The sequence below is a fragment of the Methanococcus voltae PS genome (genome assembly GCF_024807035.1).
GTDB classification, from domain to species: Archaea; AGJL01; Methanococci; order Methanococcales; family Methanococcaceae; genus Methanococcus; species Methanococcus voltae.
Genome location: NZ_JANUCQ010000003.1, coordinates 1 through 15,793 on the forward strand (window position 1 = coordinate 1; position 15,793 = coordinate 15,793).

Below are 15,793 nucleotides of genomic sequence, written 5' to 3' on the forward strand. Positions count from 1 at the left end.
GTAGCGAGGGGACGATTTGAACGTCCGATCTTCGGGTTATGAGCCCGACGGGATAGGCCTGGCTACCCTACCTCGCTAATGTTCTTTTGTATTATTTCTACTATTTAATTTCTGACATTTCATTTGTCAACACATAAGAATAGCAAACATAGTATATAAAGCTATGGGTTACTTTTAAAAATGAGCTTATTTTTGAATTTAATGTTCAATGGAGTATAATTTTAGTAGTTTAGGCAGTTTGGATATTTATTTTTGGCAATTGTCGAGGGGTAAAAATTAAGTAATTGACGGAAAATATATAAATGTAGAAGACAATAGTATTATCAAATATAATCATATCAAAATTTATCAGAACATAACAGAACTTATCAAAATTTGTAAATTAATTATATCGCGTATAATTATAAAATTAAGACTTATAAAACAATCTTGCAACGAAAAGTAGATTTATAAAGCTCCAAATGGTGAATAAATGAAAATTGATATGCACGTTCATACGATAAATTCAAGATGCTCTATGAATTCTATCGATAAATTGGAAAAGATTTGCACTAAAAGTGGCATTACTCCGTTTATCGCTGACCACGACCAATTAACTAAGGTTAAATTTGGCGTGGCAGGCGAAGAAATTTCTACAGCCAAGGGCGAGTTCATAGGATTATTTTTAACGGAACAAATTAATACTAAAGACATTTTTGAAGCATTAGATACAGTTAAAGAACAAGGTGGTCTCATATATTTACCTCATCCTTTCGACGTTAGGAGAAGGAGAACACTTGCCAAGTTTAATATTTTAGATGATAAAGAATTTATTAAAAGAGTCGATGCTGTGGAAGTCTACAACAGCAGATGCGTCGACAATAAACCGAATTTACAAGCCAAGGAGTATGCAAAAAAGTACGACCTTTTAGCTGGTGTCGGTAGTGACAGCCACTTTTCATGGGAACTCGGCAACGCGTACATGGAAGTCGAAGATTTTGATTTAGAAAATCCTAAGCAATTTTTAAAAGTTTTAACAAAAGCTAACAAGTCCATAAACACGGTTTTTAGATGTACAAGGTCAAGACCATTGAATATGCTATTTTTCAGCAAACTATCAAAAAAAATCCATAAATCAGGATATGCAGAATATTTTGACAATATTAGGAGCATTTTTTAAGTTTTTAAGTTTTTAAGTTTTAAATATGTTTTTTTAAGTTTTTGTATATTTGACATATTTTAAATTATTTTACCGTATATTTTTATTATAAGTTTTATTATGAGTTTATTGTAAATTTTATCATATTATGAGAATATACCACAGGATTGCGTGAAAAAATGGATAGTTTTGTTGAAGGAATTATGAATTTAATTTACCAAAGTTTTATTGATACCATCTACGACCTTATCGGGATTATTGTTCCCCTAATCATAATAATTGCAGTTCTTTTTGCAATGTACTACATCTATAAGAATAGATTTCGAATATTTGAAAAAGAAGGCGACCGTATGAAAATAGAATTGTCTGAAACGCGTAAAAGGAAAGAAAAAAAGAAAAACTGAAATAAATTAAGTAAAAAAATAATAAAAATAGTAAAATAAGGATAATATTATTTAATTTTAGGTAAATGGGGGCATTACCCATTAATATTCTATTATTTTCGCATTGCTTAATCTTTTAAATCCGTCTTTTTTAACGAGGTATAAATCTTCGATTCTTACTCCAAATTTACCTATATATAAACCGGGTTCTAATGTAACCACCATATTCTCTTCAAGAGTAAATTTAGAATTCTGGGAAATTGAAGGATTTTCATGTACTTCTACACCCACTCCGTGTCCCAATGAATGAATAAAGTATTTATCATATTCTTTAAAATAACTTCTAACACTTGTTTCTAACTCTTTTGTGGTTATTCCACTTCTCAAAGAATCTTCTGCAATTTTTTTTCCTTCGTTAACCATTCTGTAAATGTCAACCATTTCTTTTGTTGGGTCTAGAAGCACAGTTCGTGTTATATCCGAACAATAACCTTTATACACTGCCCCCAAATCCATTAAACATATGTCTTTCAATATTTCGTCAGAAGGCATGCCGTGTGGCAAAGATGTCTTATTACCAGTTATTGCAATTGTGTCAAAAGAAGGTTTAATACTACCGCTTTTTTTCATGATGTATTCTAATTTAGCAGCTATGGAATTTTCCGTATCGGTTAAATCATCTCTACTATCCATTAAATATTCAGATATAGATTCAACTGCTTTGTCACTTATATTAGCAGCTTTTGAAATATTCTTTATCTCATTTTTATTTTTAACCATTTTCATCTTTGTTAGTTCTTTAGATACTATTTTATAACCCAAACGAACATATTTTAAAAATCCTACTGGTAAATCCCCTTCAACTCCGTTGCAACCATTTAAAGCTTCCCTCCATCCTTCAAATTTAGTTATTATTATATCCTTGGATTCATAAATCTTAGCCAATTCGTAATCCAATTTAGATACCTGTAATTCTATTTGATTTTCCTTTGCATTAATTATTAACACTGAAAAATTTGGAGAATAATCTTCCAAAAAATAATTTATATTTTCTTTTTTTATAAATACTGCTTTATTTATACTGTTATTTTCCATATACCTTAAAAAATGGTCTATTTTTTCTCTTTTAGTTCTCTGAATCATTCATACACCAGCAAGAAAATTTTCAATATTTCAATTTTTCAATTTTTCAATATTACTTATGATTATTATAACGAATCATAGTAGCTATAAAATTATACAAATTCAATAATTTATATATTATCGAATCTAAACACTATAAAATTAATCTTAATTATATTTATAGGTATAATATTTGTTATTGCCTATAATAATTTTTATTCGATTTTAGACTAAAAGAGATATTAATACAATAAATACCATTAAAATAAAAAATTAAAAAGTAGAATAAGGTTATTAAATAATAATTTACTAATTAATTAGTTAAAAATTTCTATATTTGCACCAATTGACTTTATAACATCTACAAAATTCGGGAATGATATAGAAACTGCTTCTTCACCTTTTATTTTAGTTTGACCTTGTGCAAGCATTCCTGCCATTGTGAATGCCATTATTAGTCTATGGTCGTGATAGGTTTCTAATTCTGCACCTTTAAGAGTCTCGCCATTTTCCAAATCTAAACCTTTTATTATCAAACCGTCAGGTTTTTCTTCTATTTTAGCACCCATTTTTGTTAACTCCTTAGTACATGCCATTAAACGGTCACATTCTTTTATACGTACGTGCTCACCATTGTATATTGTCGTAGTACCTTCTGCAAAACACCCCAATACTGCGATAGTAGGTACTAAATCGGGTGTATTTTTTACATCAATGTCAATACCTTTCAATTTAAATTTAGAATTGGTTGAATTCTTAATAATTACTTCATCTTCTTTTACTTCTAAATTAGCGCCCATTCTTTTTACAATACTTAAAATTTCCTTGTCGCCCTGTTTTGAATGTTTAAATAGATTTTTAATGGTTATGTCAGAGTCCAAAAGGACACCCATTGCTATTAGATAGGAAGCTGAAGAATAATCACCTTCTACGATATAATCTGTAGCTTTATAAGTTTGATTAGCATCAATCAAGTAATTATTATTTTCTTTTTTGATATTTACTCCAAATTTATCCAATACGTCGATTGTAATATCTAAATAAGGTTCTGATTTTAAATCGCCCTCAATTAATATCTTACTGTCTTGACTGTTAAAAGGTAGTAACATCATTAAAGAACTTATAAATTGGGAGCTCATGTCTCCTCGTATTTTTACAGTGTTTCCTGCTATTTCAGAACTTTTAATTACCAAAGGTGCTTTATTATCATTTGATAGTACTTCAATGTTCAATTGGCTTAAAGCGTCTATTAATGGACCCATCGGTCTTTTTCGTATCGAATTGTCCCCATTTAAAATTACTATTGATTTTTTATCATTTTTATCGTTATGACTTGTTTTAGTGTTGGAGTTAGATTTTACCTGAGATACTAGCGAGGTTAATATCCTGAGGGTTGTACCACTATTTCCAATATCTATTACATTTTTTGGTACTTTTAAAATGCCTTCTGACTCTATTATCCACTTATCGGATTTTAAATCTATTTTACTCCCTAATGCCTCCATTGAAGTTAAGGAAGATATGCAATCTTGACTGTTTAAAGGCTGGACTATTTTCGAAGTTCCTTTTGATAAACCAGCGCATATAACTGCTCTATGTGTATATGACTTAGAAGGTGGTGCATATACTGTTCCACTTATTTTTTTTGTAGGATTAACTAATAACATTGAATCACCATGATTTCATGAATAATTTGATTTAATTTTTATTTTATAATTTACTTTAAAGTTTATTTTACTATTTTATCCTGTTATATTTTATATTATAACTATAAATTCATATTAATAAATATATCTTATTTGTATTTACATTTAAGTATGTAAAAGTATATGAATGTTAATTAAATATATGAAATTAAACAATTTAACAATATATCAAAAATATATAATCAATTACATAATGAATATGTGATTACATAATGAATATACAAAATGTTAAATTTTAATTGAATTATTCGAAATCAAAAACTCAAAATCAAAAAGGTGATTTAATGCCGATTCATCCAATAGATTTTAGATATGGAACCCCTGAAATGAAAAATATATGGGAAGAAGAAACCAAACTTCAAAAAATGTTAGAGGCTGAAGCTGCACTTGCACAAGCTGAAGCTGAAATCGGAATGATACCAAAAGAAGCTGCTGAAGAAATCAACAGAAAAAAATCTACTGAATTCGTAAAACTTGAAAGGGTTAAAGAAATTGAAAGAGCTACAAGACACGATGTAGTTTCAGTTGTTAAGGCTTTCGCAGAAGTTTGTGAAGGTAATGCAGGAGAATACATCCACTTTGGTTCAACATCAAATGATATAATTGATACTGCCCAATCATTACAGTTTAAAGATGCGGGCGATGTTTTAGAGCAGAAATTAGTAATTTTGAGAAACGAATTACTCCAAAAAGCAGAAGAACATAAAAACACAGTTTGCATTGGAAGAACACACGGACAACACGCTGTTCCTACAACCTACGGTATGAAATTCGCTTTATGGGCTACAGAATTACAAAGACACGTTGAAAGATTACAGGCTGCTAAAAAAAGATTGGCTGTTTCAATGATTACTGGCGCTGTTGGTACAATGGCTGCAATCGGCGAAAACGGAATGACTGTACACAACAGAGTTGGCGAAATATTAGGTCTTGAACCTGTTTTAATATCAAGTCAAGTTGTACAGAGAGATAGGCACGCTGAATTTATGGCTGTTGTTGCTATGATTGCTCAAACACTTAACAAAATTGGCGTAACCGTTAGAAGTATGCAAAGAAGTGAAATTAAAGAACTCGAAGAAGAGTTTGACGCTTCAAAACAAACTGGTTCATCAACCATGCCTCACAAAAGAAACCCAATCACATTTGAGCAAATTTGCGGTTTATCAAGGGTTATTAAAGTTAATGCACTTGCAGAATTTGACAACATGGTACTTTGGGAAGAAAGAGATTTAACAAATTCATCATCTGAAAGATGCTTATTCCCTGAAAGCTGTGTTTTATTAGACCATATCTTGAATTTATCAATAAAAGGATTCAGAAAAATCACTGTAAATAAAGAAAACGTTCAAAGAAACCTTGAAATGTCAAAAGGTTTAATCATGGCTGAACGTGTTATGATGGATTTAGCTAAAAAAGGAATGGGTAGACAAACAGGTCACGAAGTTGTTAGAACCTGCGCTATGAAAGCTCATGAAGAAAGTAGACACTTAAAAGACGTTCTTATGGAAAATGAGGAAGTTATGAAATATGTTACGAACGAAGACCTTGATAAAATGTTTGATTATTCAACATACATAGGTCTTGCCCCTGAAATCGTTGATAATGTATTAAAAGAGTCTAAAAACTGGTAATTTTAAGTAAATTGAATACTAAAAATAAAAATAAAAATAAAAATAAAAACAAAATAAACTAGAAATAAAAATAAAAATAAAATAAAATTTATTGTAGAATAAAATTAATTATTGAATAATTCATTTATTCTATCAATTCTTTTTTGAATTAATTTTTTTGTACCGATATCTCTTCTGTAGAATACTTCTCCTTCGAAGTTTTCGATAGCATTTTGAGCGATTTTTTCGGCATCTTCGATTTTGTCTGCAACTCCTACAACAGCAGCACTTCTTGAGCCGGTTATGTATAATTTACCATCTTCTTCGTTTACTGATGCGTAAAATAAAGTGGCTCCTGTTTTTTCTATTGCTTCGACATTGATTTTTAACTCTTTGCCTTTAACTGGCTCAATAGGGTAGCCGTTTGGTACAATGTATTTACAAACAGTTGCTTTATTGTCAAATTCAATGGTTATTTTATCCAATGTTCCATTTGCGATAGCTTCACAAACTTCTACAAAATCAGTTTTTAAAATTGGCAATAAGTTCATAGCTTCAGGGTCCCCAAATCTTGCGTTATATTCGATAATTTTAGGACCGTTTACTGTTAACATGAATTGACCATATAAAAATCCTTTATATTCACCAACTTCTGCTTTAATAGCATTTACGGTGTTTTTCATTATCTCTTTTGCTTCTTCGTGCATTTCTTCGTTTAAAAATGGCAACTTATGGTTTGGACATGAATATGAACCCATACCGCCGGTTATAGCGCCTTCATCATCATCGTATGCGTGAGGGTGGTCTTGAACAGGTGGCATAAATACGATGTTTTTACCATCTACGAAACCATGTAATGTAAATTCAACACCTACAAGTTTTTCTTCAATAATTAACTTGCCTCCCCCAATACTTTTATCAAATACTTCTTTTGCATACTCTTTTGCTTCTTCGTTATCTTTTAATTGCTCACCAACTACTTTAACGCCTTTACCGCCGGTTAAACCTACTGGTTTAACTACAACTTCTTTTCCTTCCTTAGTCATTTGGTCGATGAATTCAAATACTTCTTCGCTGTATTCGTTAAAAGCTGCGTAACTTAAAGAACCATTTACATTGTATTTTTTGAATAAATTTCTCATGAATTCTTTGCTTGTTTCGATTTGGGCAGGCAATTTGTCAGGTCCTGCAGTAGGAATGTCTAATTCTCTTAATGCGTTAGCCACACCTGCACCTAATGGAGCTTCTGGCCCTATTACTGCCAAAACAGGCTTTATTTTTTTTGCGAAGTCAACTACTGCTTCAACGTCTGTTTCAGGATTAAATGAAACTTCTTCGGATAATTCTATAATGCCGGGGTTTTTGATTTTCATAAGTGTGTACAACTGTACATCCTTGTTTCTTTTTAAAGCTATTGCTATTGCGTGCTCTCTTGCACCGCCACCTACGAGTAAAACTTTCAAATTATCACCAACAGTGTTATAAAAATTAAATTTAATTTAATTAATTTAATTAATTTAATTTACAATTCAAAATTTATTCAAATATACAATTGTGAGTTATTTATTGCCAATTAGAATAATTAGATTAAATATAGCATATTATCCATTTACTTAATGATATTTTAAAGTTACCACCATATCATATATTTAAATTTACAAATATAGGTAATTAAATAAAAAAGGAAAAATAAATAAATAAATAAATAAATAAATAAATAAATAATATTTAATTTTCCTCATTATCTATGATATCAACGTTGTTTAAATCTACTTCAGTATACTCTTTTGTACTAGTATTTAAAATACCTATTGAAGCTAAGCCCGTTAGCATTCCAAAAGCTTCTCCAGGATTTATTACTAAAACTCCGTCTACTTCTTCAAATTTTTGCTCGTGTGTATGACCGTGTAAAACCACATCGTAGTTTTTTGAACGAATTACTGAATCCAAAATTTCTGCGTCCTGACCATGTAATACAAAAAATTTTAAGTTTTCCACGTCAAAAGATAATGAATCTTCGATTTTATTTTCCGGATTTATATCTAATAACCATTCTTTTAAACGGGTCTTTTCTCCATCATTATTTCCATAAGTAGCGTATAATTTAGAGTTTAAATTTTTAAATTCGCTTATTACGAACAAAGAAACAAAATCACCACAGTGTACAACTAAATCAACATTAAAACGATTAAAAACTTGGATAGCTTTCCTAATATTGGGTAAATAGTCGTGCGTATCCGATATTAAACCTATTTTCATAAATTCACCAAACAAAAAAATTATAAACATTGCTTAAAACAAGACAATATTTTAATAATATATCAACGCCCAAATTAAGAAAATGTATTTTTTAGGGCATATTTAATTTTACATTATTTTAATATTTAATGTTATTCATATTTCTATAAATGTAATATTAGTATATAAATATTTATAAATATTTAAAATATTAAATTATATGGTTTTATTATTATTCTTATTTTTTTATTCTTATTATTCTTATTATTCTTATTATTTCCACGATATTATCATAATTATTTCTTCAAATTCAATATTAAATCCATCATTCCATCGATAGTGTAGGTTTTTTCAGGCATTATTGAGTCAAAACCAAATTTATCAACATTTTCTTTGGTTATAGGACCTATTGAGACTATTGTACACTTTTTAAATAAATCCATTAATTCGTCATCCGCATGTTTAAAGAAATTCTTTGCAGTTAATCCACTTGTAAATGTTAACATTAAATTCTCTGAACCCGTATCTTTTAAAAGTTCTTTTAAACCGTTTAATTTTTCAGCTATATCTTCCGGCTCCCCTGAAGTGTAAACAAATAACAAATCAGCGTTTAAATTTTTAACTAAAACATCCCTTGTTGCAGGCGTAGTTGGAATTAATATTTTTTCGTCAGGCTTTACAACTTTTTTAAGAGCCTCTAAAAGATTTTCTGCAGTATAACTATTTGGAACTAAGTCAGGTTCAAAATTAAAGATTTTCTTGAACTCTTTTGCTGTTTCAGTACCTATTACACCTATTTTTTTATCCTTTATCTGCATTTTTTGCGAATCAGTTAAATTCCTAAACAAACCTTCAATTCCCCTTGGACTTGTGAAAACTATCCAATCATAACCGTCGAGTGATACTTCAACATTTTTAAAGGATAATTCTAATGTTGGCAATATTAATGGCTCAAAACCATTTTTTTCCAATAAATCTGAAAAATACTTAGCTTTTTGCTTAGGTCGTGTGATTAAAACTTTCATATTACCCCTTTTAACAATGTTTTTTTAACTCTTTCATATACTGAGTTACTTTTCGAACGTCAGATTCATATTTAACCATTTTTATGAAATCTTTATGTAATTCATTGATTTTTTTAGAATTTTCCATATTATTAATAGCATTTTCTATATCTTGTTCAACTTCTAAAATATTTTTAATAACAGAATTAACAATTTTTTCATCAATTTCGTATTTTTCCTTAAATTCTGAACTATCTTTTATATTGTATTTAGTAGATATATAATCTATTTTAGCATGTATAGAACATAATTCTTCGTCAAATACTTTTTTCATTGAATTTATGATTATATTATCATCCACTAGAACACTGTTACAAGCGATTTTCTGCTCATTAACTTCTTTGTCTTCAACTTTTTCGTTGACTTTTTCAGAAATATTTTCCATTTGATTTTGATTTTGGGCTTCATTTTCTTCAGATTTCAATATATCCCCTTATTTTATTTTAAAACTGTTATTTTATCTTATTTCTTTTTTTTATATTATTTTTTATTCTTCTTAGCGTTATTTTTATCTTGTTAATTATTATATTTTTTTACAATATATTAATTATTATTATTATTATTATTATTATTATTATTAGTATTATTATTAGTATTATTATGATATATGTTGATATAACCATGTTATTTATGTTTTAGATTATGGGAAAACTATATAATTTAATAGTTGTTATTTAGTATTATTTATTATTGATTTAGTTATTAATAATTTGATTATGTTAAATAAATTTATTAGTTGAATTTGTTGAAATCGACATAATAAATACCGTAATTTAAAAGGTGAACTTATGTTAAGAAACATTAACGCAAATTTTGATATTGAAAAAATACAAGCTCGTGAGGTTTTAGATTCAAGAGGAAACCCCACAATCGAAGTTGAAGTATTAACTTGTGGTGGAGGCTATGGCTCTGCAATTGTACCAAGTGGTGCTTCAACAGGTACTCATGAAGCTTTAGAATTAAGAGATAAAGATAACCGATACGGTGGTAAAGGAGTATTAACTGCTGTTAACAATGTTAATGAAAAAATAGCTCCATGTTTAGAAGGTATGGACACAAGAATGCAAAGAACCGTTGATGAAACACTTTTAGAATTAGATGGAACTAAAAGCAAATCAAACCTTGGAGCTAATGCTATTTTGGGAGTATCCTTAGCTGTTGCAAAGGCGGGTGCAGATACTGCCTCAGTACCTTTATACCGATTTATTGGTGGAAGTAATGCTTACGTATTGCCCACTCCAATGATGAATATCATAAACGGCGGAGAACACGCAGGAAACGCTTTAGACTTCCAAGAATTCATGATTATGCCTGTAGGGGCAGACAGCTTTAAAGAAGCTTTAAGAATGTGTTCTGAAACATACCAAAGCCTTAAAAAAGTAATTGCTAACAAATACGGTAAAGATGCTGTTAACATCGGTGACGAAGGAGGATTTGCGCCGAATGTTAAAACAATTGAAGAAGCACTTGCTATATTATCAGAAGGTGTTAAAAGCGCGGGATATGAAGATGAAATTGTATTTGCTCTTGATTGTGCAGCTAGCGAATTCTATAATTCAAAAGAAGGGGTTTACGAAGTTGCCGGTGAGAAATTATCAAGTGATAAATTAATAGAACTCTATAAAAATATGGTAAACGAATATCCAATCGTATCAATCGAAGACCCATTAGATGAAGAAGATTTCGAAGGTTTTGCGACAATTACCCAAGAATTAAAAGGTACTCAAATTGTTGGTGACGATTTATTTGTTACAAATACCGAAAGACTTAGAAAAGGTATTGAAATGGGTTCAGCTAACTCATTATTGTTAAAAGTAAATCAAATCGGTACATTATCAGAATCAATCGATGCAGCTAACTTATCATTTAGAAATGGGTACAGCGTTGTAGTTTCACACAGAAGTGGAGAAACAGAAGATTCAACCATTGCTGATTTAGCCGTTGCTTTAAATGCTGGACAAATCAAAACAGGAGCTCCTGCAAGAGGAGAAAGAACTGCTAAATACAATCAATTACTTAGAATCGAAGAAGAATTGGAATACTCCAAATATGCTGGAAAAGACTTTAAAATTCCATTCTAAAAATTAAACTATTTAATTTATTTAGTTTTTTTATATTATTTTATATTATGTTATTCTTTTAGTCTTTTACTTATTTTTATTTAGTTTTTTATTCTATTCTTATTATTTTGCTATTGATTACCACTATTTTCCGTTATTTTAAAATACAAAAATAAGTTATAAATAATATAGAATTATAATGATAATAATTAAAGTAATAGTTATATAATACATTAAAAATGTTTAAAAAAAATTAAAAATTATTTATTAAATCGGTGAAAATATGGAAATTAATCACGATTACAATGTACAATTGTTTAAAGACTTAGGATTTGTACGTAAACAATGTACAGAATGCGGTCAACACTTTTGGACATTAGATGAAGAAAGAACTACCTGTGGAGACAGTCCTTGTGACCAATATAGCTTTATAGGTAACCCAATTACCTCAAAACCATATACCTATAACGAAATGTTAAACGAATACAGGGAATTTTTACATTCAGAAGGTCATACACCTATTAAAAGGTCTCCTGTTGTAGCTAAAAGATGGAGAGACGATATTTTACTTACAATTGCTACTATTGCAGTATTTCAACCTTGGGTAACTAGTGGATTAGTAAAACCGGTTGAAAATCCGCTTACAATTGCTCAACCTTGTATTAGATTAAACGATATTGATAACGTCGGTAGGACAGGTCGTCACTTAACTTGCTTTACAATGGGTGCTCACCACGCTTTCAATACAGCTGATGATTTCAAATACTGGACCGATAGAACCGTTGAATTATGCTACAAATTCATGACAAAAATCGGAATAGATGGTAAATCAATCACATTCATTGAAAGCTGGTGGGAAGGTGGAGGAAACGCTGGACCTTGCTACGAAGTAATAACACATGGTGTAGAACTTGCTACATTGGTTTTCATGCAATTTAAAAAAGTTGGTGACACTTACGAAGAGATACCGCTTAAAATCGTCGATACAGGATATGGTATTGAAAGATTTGTATGGGCATCACAAGGTACTTCAAATACTTACGAAGCAATATTTAGCAATATAATCAATATTTTGAAGAAAAACGCTGGAATTGGCGAAATTAACAAAAAAATATTAGATGAAAGCGCCAAATTAGCTGGTTTAATGGATATTGAAAACGTAGGGGACTTGAGAGTATTAAGACAACAAGTTGCTGAAAAAATGAATATGGATGTAAACGAACTTGATAAAATATTATCTCCTTTAGAATACATCTACGCTATTACAGACCACACAAGATGTCTTACTTTCATGTTAGGTGATGGTATCGTACCTTCTAACGTTAAAGACGGATACTTAGCAAGATTAGTGTTAAGAAAAACACTTAGGTACATGGAAAAAGTAGGTATTACAATGAGCATAACAGATATTGTAGACTTACAACTTGAAGAATTAAAAGAAAACTATCCTGAATTAATGAATATGAAAAAATATATTCATGATGTGTTAGAATCTGAAGAAAGAAAATACGCTCAAACCGTAAACAAAGGTAGAGGTATGGTTCAGAGAATGGTACAATCAGGTAAAAAATCAGAAGTTGCTGAAATTACGCTCGATGATTTGATTAATTTATACGATAGTAAAGGATTACCGCCTGAATTAGTACAAGATATCATATTAGAAATTAATGAAAATGAAATAAATAATTATAAGAGAATTGCAGAAAGAAAAGGCGAAACAATTAGCGAAGATAAAATAGCTGAAATTAAAAATGGGCAAATTAAAATAAATGTTCCTGACAATTTCTACACAATCGTTGCTGAAAAACACGAAGAAGAAAAATCAGAAGTTCAAAACGAAAATATCGATAGTAAAAAAGAACTTCCTGTAGTTAACGTAAATGGTAAAAGCGTTGAAGCTACTGAATTCTTATTCCATAAAAACAGTAAACAGACTGACTTTAAAGCAAAAGTTCTTGCTGTTGTAGAGGATTATGTTATTCTTGACAAAACCTTGTTCTATGCAGAAGGTGGGGGTCAAAAATACGATATTGGTACTTTAAGCGGTATTGATGTTGTTGACGTACAAAAACAAAATAACGTTGTTTATCATAAAGTAAGCGATGTTAAAGGCTTTAAAGTTGGAGATATGATTTATGGAAAAATCAATTGGGAAAATAGAATCAAATTGATGAGAAACCACACTGCTACCCACATTATAAACGCTGCAGCTACAAAAGTGCTCGGTAAACACATCTGGCAAACTGGTTCAAATGTTGATACCGAAAAAGGAAGATTGGATATTACACACTTTGAGAGAATAACCAGAGATGAAATCAAGGAAATAGAAAAAGTTGCAAATGAGATTGTACTTAAAGCTATTCCCATAACCTGTGAATTCTTAGAAAGAAACGAAGCTGAACAAAGATACGGCTTTAGCATCTATCAAGGTGGTGTAGTTCCAGGAGATACGCTTAGAATTATTAGCATTCCTGATATAGATACCGAAGCTTGTGGTGGTACACACTGTGAAAATACTCTTGAAGTAGGATACATCAAAATCTTAAAAACTGAAAGAATACAAGATGGTGTTGAAAGACTCGAATATTCAAGCGGTAACAACTCCGTTGGAGAAATTGCAACTATTGAAGACTTAGTATTAGATTCTGCTTCAGTTTTTGGTGTCCCCATGGAACAATTACCTAAAACAGCTGAAAGATTCTTTGAAGAATGGAAAGAACAGCGTAAAAAAATAGAAGAACTTCAAAAGAGAGTTGGAGAACTTGTAAAATACGAACTTGGCAATAATTTTGTGAAAGTTGCTAAATTTGATGTACTAGTTGAAAAAATTGATGCTGATACTAAAGAATTAATGAATACTGCAGATAACCTTGTAAAAGACGATAGTATCGTCGTATTACTTAATAATAACGGCAATATATTATTAAAAAGAGGAGATAATGTAGAAATCAGCATGAAAACTCTTATCAGGCAAGTTGCAAAAGGTGGCGGTAAAGATAATTTAGCACAAGGTAAGTACACTGATGAATTTGAAGAAATTAAAAGCAAAGTTATAGAATTTATTGGGAATTCTTCGATTGACTACGTAATCTAAATTATTTAATTTCTTATTCTTTTATTTACCTATTATTTTAATTATTTTCTTTACTGGTTATTTTTTACAATGCTCAATAATTTTAGTAATTTTTTGTAAATATTAATAAATCTTGATAAATTTTATACAAAATTGCATAAAACTTTTATACTTTTTGGAAGTATTTATTTTAAGAGATACATCATTTATAATTAATAATAATGATGAATATAAGATATAGTAATAGTTTTGAAAAATTATAATAATAAAAATAATTGTGAACAATACTATCATAAATTTAAATTAAAAAAAGTAAATTTAAAATTTATTAGTTGGCAGTTCTTTTTTAGGTGTCATTATGTATATACCCGCTCATATTACAGGATTTTTTAAAATAGTCAGAAAAAACGAAAACTTAAAAACAGGTTCCACAGGTGCAGGATTCTCACTTGATAAAGGAACTAAAACGGAAATAAAAGAAGGCAAAGGGAGAATTTATTTCAATGGCGAAGAAATAGACCTTTGCCCTGCTAAAGACGTGCTACATCACTTTAAAAATGTCGTAGGAGAAGAAAAGTTTAATATTGATGTACATTATACCTCAGATTTCCCCCTTGGCTGTGGTATGGGGACATCAGGTGGTTGTTCCCTTGGATTAGCCCATGTATTAAACGATACATTTAATTGTAATGAAAAACCACTTGAAATAGCACATATTGCAGAAGTAAAATGTAATACTGGCTTGGGTGATGTAGTAGCTCAGGAATATGGTGGTATTGGGATAAACACGACCCCCGGATTACCTGCAAATATTAAAAAGCTCAAATTAGATAATATAAACGATTATTACGTCGTAGTGGACATAATAGGTAATAAAAATACCGATACAATTATAAATAATCCAAAATGGATAGAAACAATAAATATTACTGCTGACGCCAAACTCGAAAAATTATTAAAAAAACCAACTTTAGACTATCTTATGGAACTTTCATATGATTTTGCAAAGAATACGGGGCTTGCAACAGATGAAATCATTGAAATTTGTGAAGACCTCAAGTTTACACTTGGCGCTTCGCAAGCAATGTTGGGAAACACGATATTTTGTATTTGTACAGAAAAAGAGTTGAAAGATGTTGAATCCATTCTTAAAAATCCCGTAACTTGCAAAATATACGAATAATTTTCTTCTTTTATTATATACTCCATATATTATATTTTATTATTTTATATCCTATTAATTTTATTATTTTATATCCTATTATATTCTATCGTATTAGTTTGTAATAATATTCAATTAATGACATGATTAATAATTTCAAATAATTATATATATCAGTATAGCAATTATTTAATCTTAAAATAACAATTAATCAATTATTTAAATTTACGAACAATA

12 protein-coding genes and 1 tRNA gene are annotated in these 15,793 nt (G+C 29.7%); 6 read left to right on the forward strand and 7 right to left on the reverse strand.

The genetic code is table 11. The annotated features are described in order from the left end of the window. Position 1: 1 nt before the first annotated feature. Positions 2-77 (reverse strand) — tRNA-Met (locus M2325_RS05620). 395 nt (positions 78-472) lie between these two features. Between M2325_RS05620 and M2325_RS05625 the strand changes: the two genes are divergently transcribed. Together M2325_RS05625 and M2325_RS05630 are read left to right on the forward strand one after the other, a co-directional pair. Next, positions 473-1,159 (forward strand): PHP domain-containing protein, encoded by a 687-nt coding sequence (locus M2325_RS05625; RefSeq protein ID WP_259051973.1) that lies wholly within the window; start codon positions 473-475, stop codon positions 1,157-1,159. 158 nt (positions 1,160-1,317) lie between these two features. After that, positions 1,318-1,542 carry a hypothetical protein gene (locus M2325_RS05630; RefSeq protein WP_259051976.1) on the forward strand — a complete coding sequence of 75 codons (225 nt, stop codon included), beginning with the start codon at positions 1,318-1,320 and terminating at the stop codon, positions 1,540-1,542. An 81-nt stretch (positions 1,543-1,623) separates the two neighbouring features. Here M2325_RS05630 and M2325_RS05635 read toward each other — a convergent pair whose 3' ends face one another. Both M2325_RS05635 and aroA read right to left on the reverse strand, forming a co-directional pair. Then, complete coding sequence (locus M2325_RS05635; RefSeq protein ID WP_209631867.1) at positions 1,624-2,664, reverse strand: M24 family metallopeptidase; 1,041 nt, start codon at positions 2,662-2,664, stop codon at positions 1,624-1,626. 296 nt (positions 2,665-2,960) lie between these two features. Next, positions 2,961-4,310, reverse strand: coding sequence for a 3-phosphoshikimate 1-carboxyvinyltransferase (gene aroA / locus M2325_RS05640; protein ID WP_259051985.1), 1,350 nt, complete (start codon positions 4,308-4,310; stop codon positions 2,961-2,963). Positions 4,311-4,633: 323 nt separating this feature from the next. On the opposite strand from aroA, the gene purB reads away from it, so the two are divergent. Continuing rightward, positions 4,634-5,980 (forward strand): adenylosuccinate lyase, encoded by a 1,347-nt coding sequence (gene purB, locus M2325_RS05645; protein ID WP_209591142.1) that lies wholly within the window; start codon positions 4,634-4,636, stop codon positions 5,978-5,980. Positions 5,981-6,084: 104 nt separating this feature from the next. Here the strand turns inward: purB and purD are convergent, their stop codons facing one another. The 4 genes from purD to M2325_RS05665 form a co-directional block, all read right to left on the reverse strand. After that, positions 6,085-7,422: a phosphoribosylamine--glycine ligase gene (purD, locus tag M2325_RS05650; RefSeq protein WP_209591143.1), complete on the reverse strand. Its 1,338-nt coding sequence runs from the start codon at positions 7,420-7,422 to the stop codon at positions 6,085-6,087. A gap of 265 nt (positions 7,423-7,687) precedes the next feature. After that, on the reverse strand, positions 7,688-8,218 hold the full coding sequence (locus M2325_RS05655) for a metallophosphoesterase (protein WP_209591144.1): 531 nt from the start codon (positions 8,216-8,218) through the stop codon (positions 7,688-7,690). A 275-nt stretch (positions 8,219-8,493) separates the two neighbouring features. Continuing rightward, positions 8,494-9,222 carry a uroporphyrinogen-III synthase gene (locus M2325_RS05660; protein WP_209591145.1) on the reverse strand — a complete coding sequence of 243 codons (729 nt, stop codon included), beginning with the start codon at positions 9,220-9,222 and terminating at the stop codon, positions 8,494-8,496. Between the two features lie 10 nt (positions 9,223-9,232). Next, a complete protein-coding gene (locus M2325_RS05665; protein WP_259051993.1) occupies positions 9,233-9,685 on the reverse strand; it encodes an MJ0235 family protein in 453 nt (150 codons plus the stop codon). A 364-nt stretch (positions 9,686-10,049) separates the two neighbouring features. Between M2325_RS05665 and eno the strand changes: the two genes are divergently transcribed. From eno to M2325_RS05680, 3 genes are all read left to right on the forward strand, one after another. Then, on the forward strand, positions 10,050-11,342 hold the full coding sequence (eno, locus tag M2325_RS05670) for a phosphopyruvate hydratase (RefSeq protein WP_209591147.1): 1,293 nt from the start codon (positions 10,050-10,052) through the stop codon (positions 11,340-11,342). A 262-nt stretch (positions 11,343-11,604) separates the two neighbouring features. Then, complete coding sequence (alaS, locus tag M2325_RS05675; RefSeq protein ID WP_259052002.1) at positions 11,605-14,415, forward strand: alanine--tRNA ligase; 2,811 nt, start codon at positions 11,605-11,607, stop codon at positions 14,413-14,415. Between the two features lie 337 nt (positions 14,416-14,752). Then, positions 14,753-15,577 (forward strand): pantoate kinase, encoded by an 825-nt coding sequence (locus M2325_RS05680; protein ID WP_209591149.1) that lies wholly within the window; start codon positions 14,753-14,755, stop codon positions 15,575-15,577. The last annotated feature ends 216 nt before the right edge of the window (positions 15,578-15,793 follow it).

What these genes read in the sequence shown, in the direction of transcription:
- M2325_RS05625 (WP_259051973.1), top strand. Translation starts at nt 473, where the DNA reads ATGAAAATTGATATGCACGTTCATACGATAAATTCAAGATGCTCTATG.
- M2325_RS05630 (WP_259051976.1), top strand. Translation starts at nt 1,318, where the DNA reads ATGGATAGTTTTGTTGAAGGAATTATGAATTTAATTTACCAAAGTTTT.
- M2325_RS05635 (WP_209631867.1), bottom strand. Translation starts at nt 2,664, where the DNA reads ATGATTCAGAGAACTAAAAGAGAAAAAATAGACCATTTTTTAAGGTAT.
- aroA (WP_259051985.1), bottom strand. Translation starts at nt 4,310, where the DNA reads ATGTTATTAGTTAATCCTACAAAAAAAATAAGTGGAACAGTATATGCA.
- purB (WP_209591142.1), top strand. Translation starts at nt 4,634, where the DNA reads ATGCCGATTCATCCAATAGATTTTAGATATGGAACCCCTGAAATGAAA.
- M2325_RS05655 (WP_209591144.1), bottom strand. Translation starts at nt 8,218, where the DNA reads ATGAAAATAGGTTTAATATCGGATACGCACGACTATTTACCCAATATT.
- M2325_RS05660 (WP_209591145.1), bottom strand. Translation starts at nt 9,222, where the DNA reads ATGAAAGTTTTAATCACACGACCTAAGCAAAAAGCTAAGTATTTTTCA.
- eno (WP_209591147.1), top strand. Translation starts at nt 10,050, where the DNA reads ATGTTAAGAAACATTAACGCAAATTTTGATATTGAAAAAATACAAGCT.
- alaS (WP_259052002.1), top strand. Translation starts at nt 11,605, where the DNA reads ATGGAAATTAATCACGATTACAATGTACAATTGTTTAAAGACTTAGGA.
- M2325_RS05680 (WP_209591149.1), top strand. Translation starts at nt 14,753, where the DNA reads ATGTATATACCCGCTCATATTACAGGATTTTTTAAAATAGTCAGAAAA.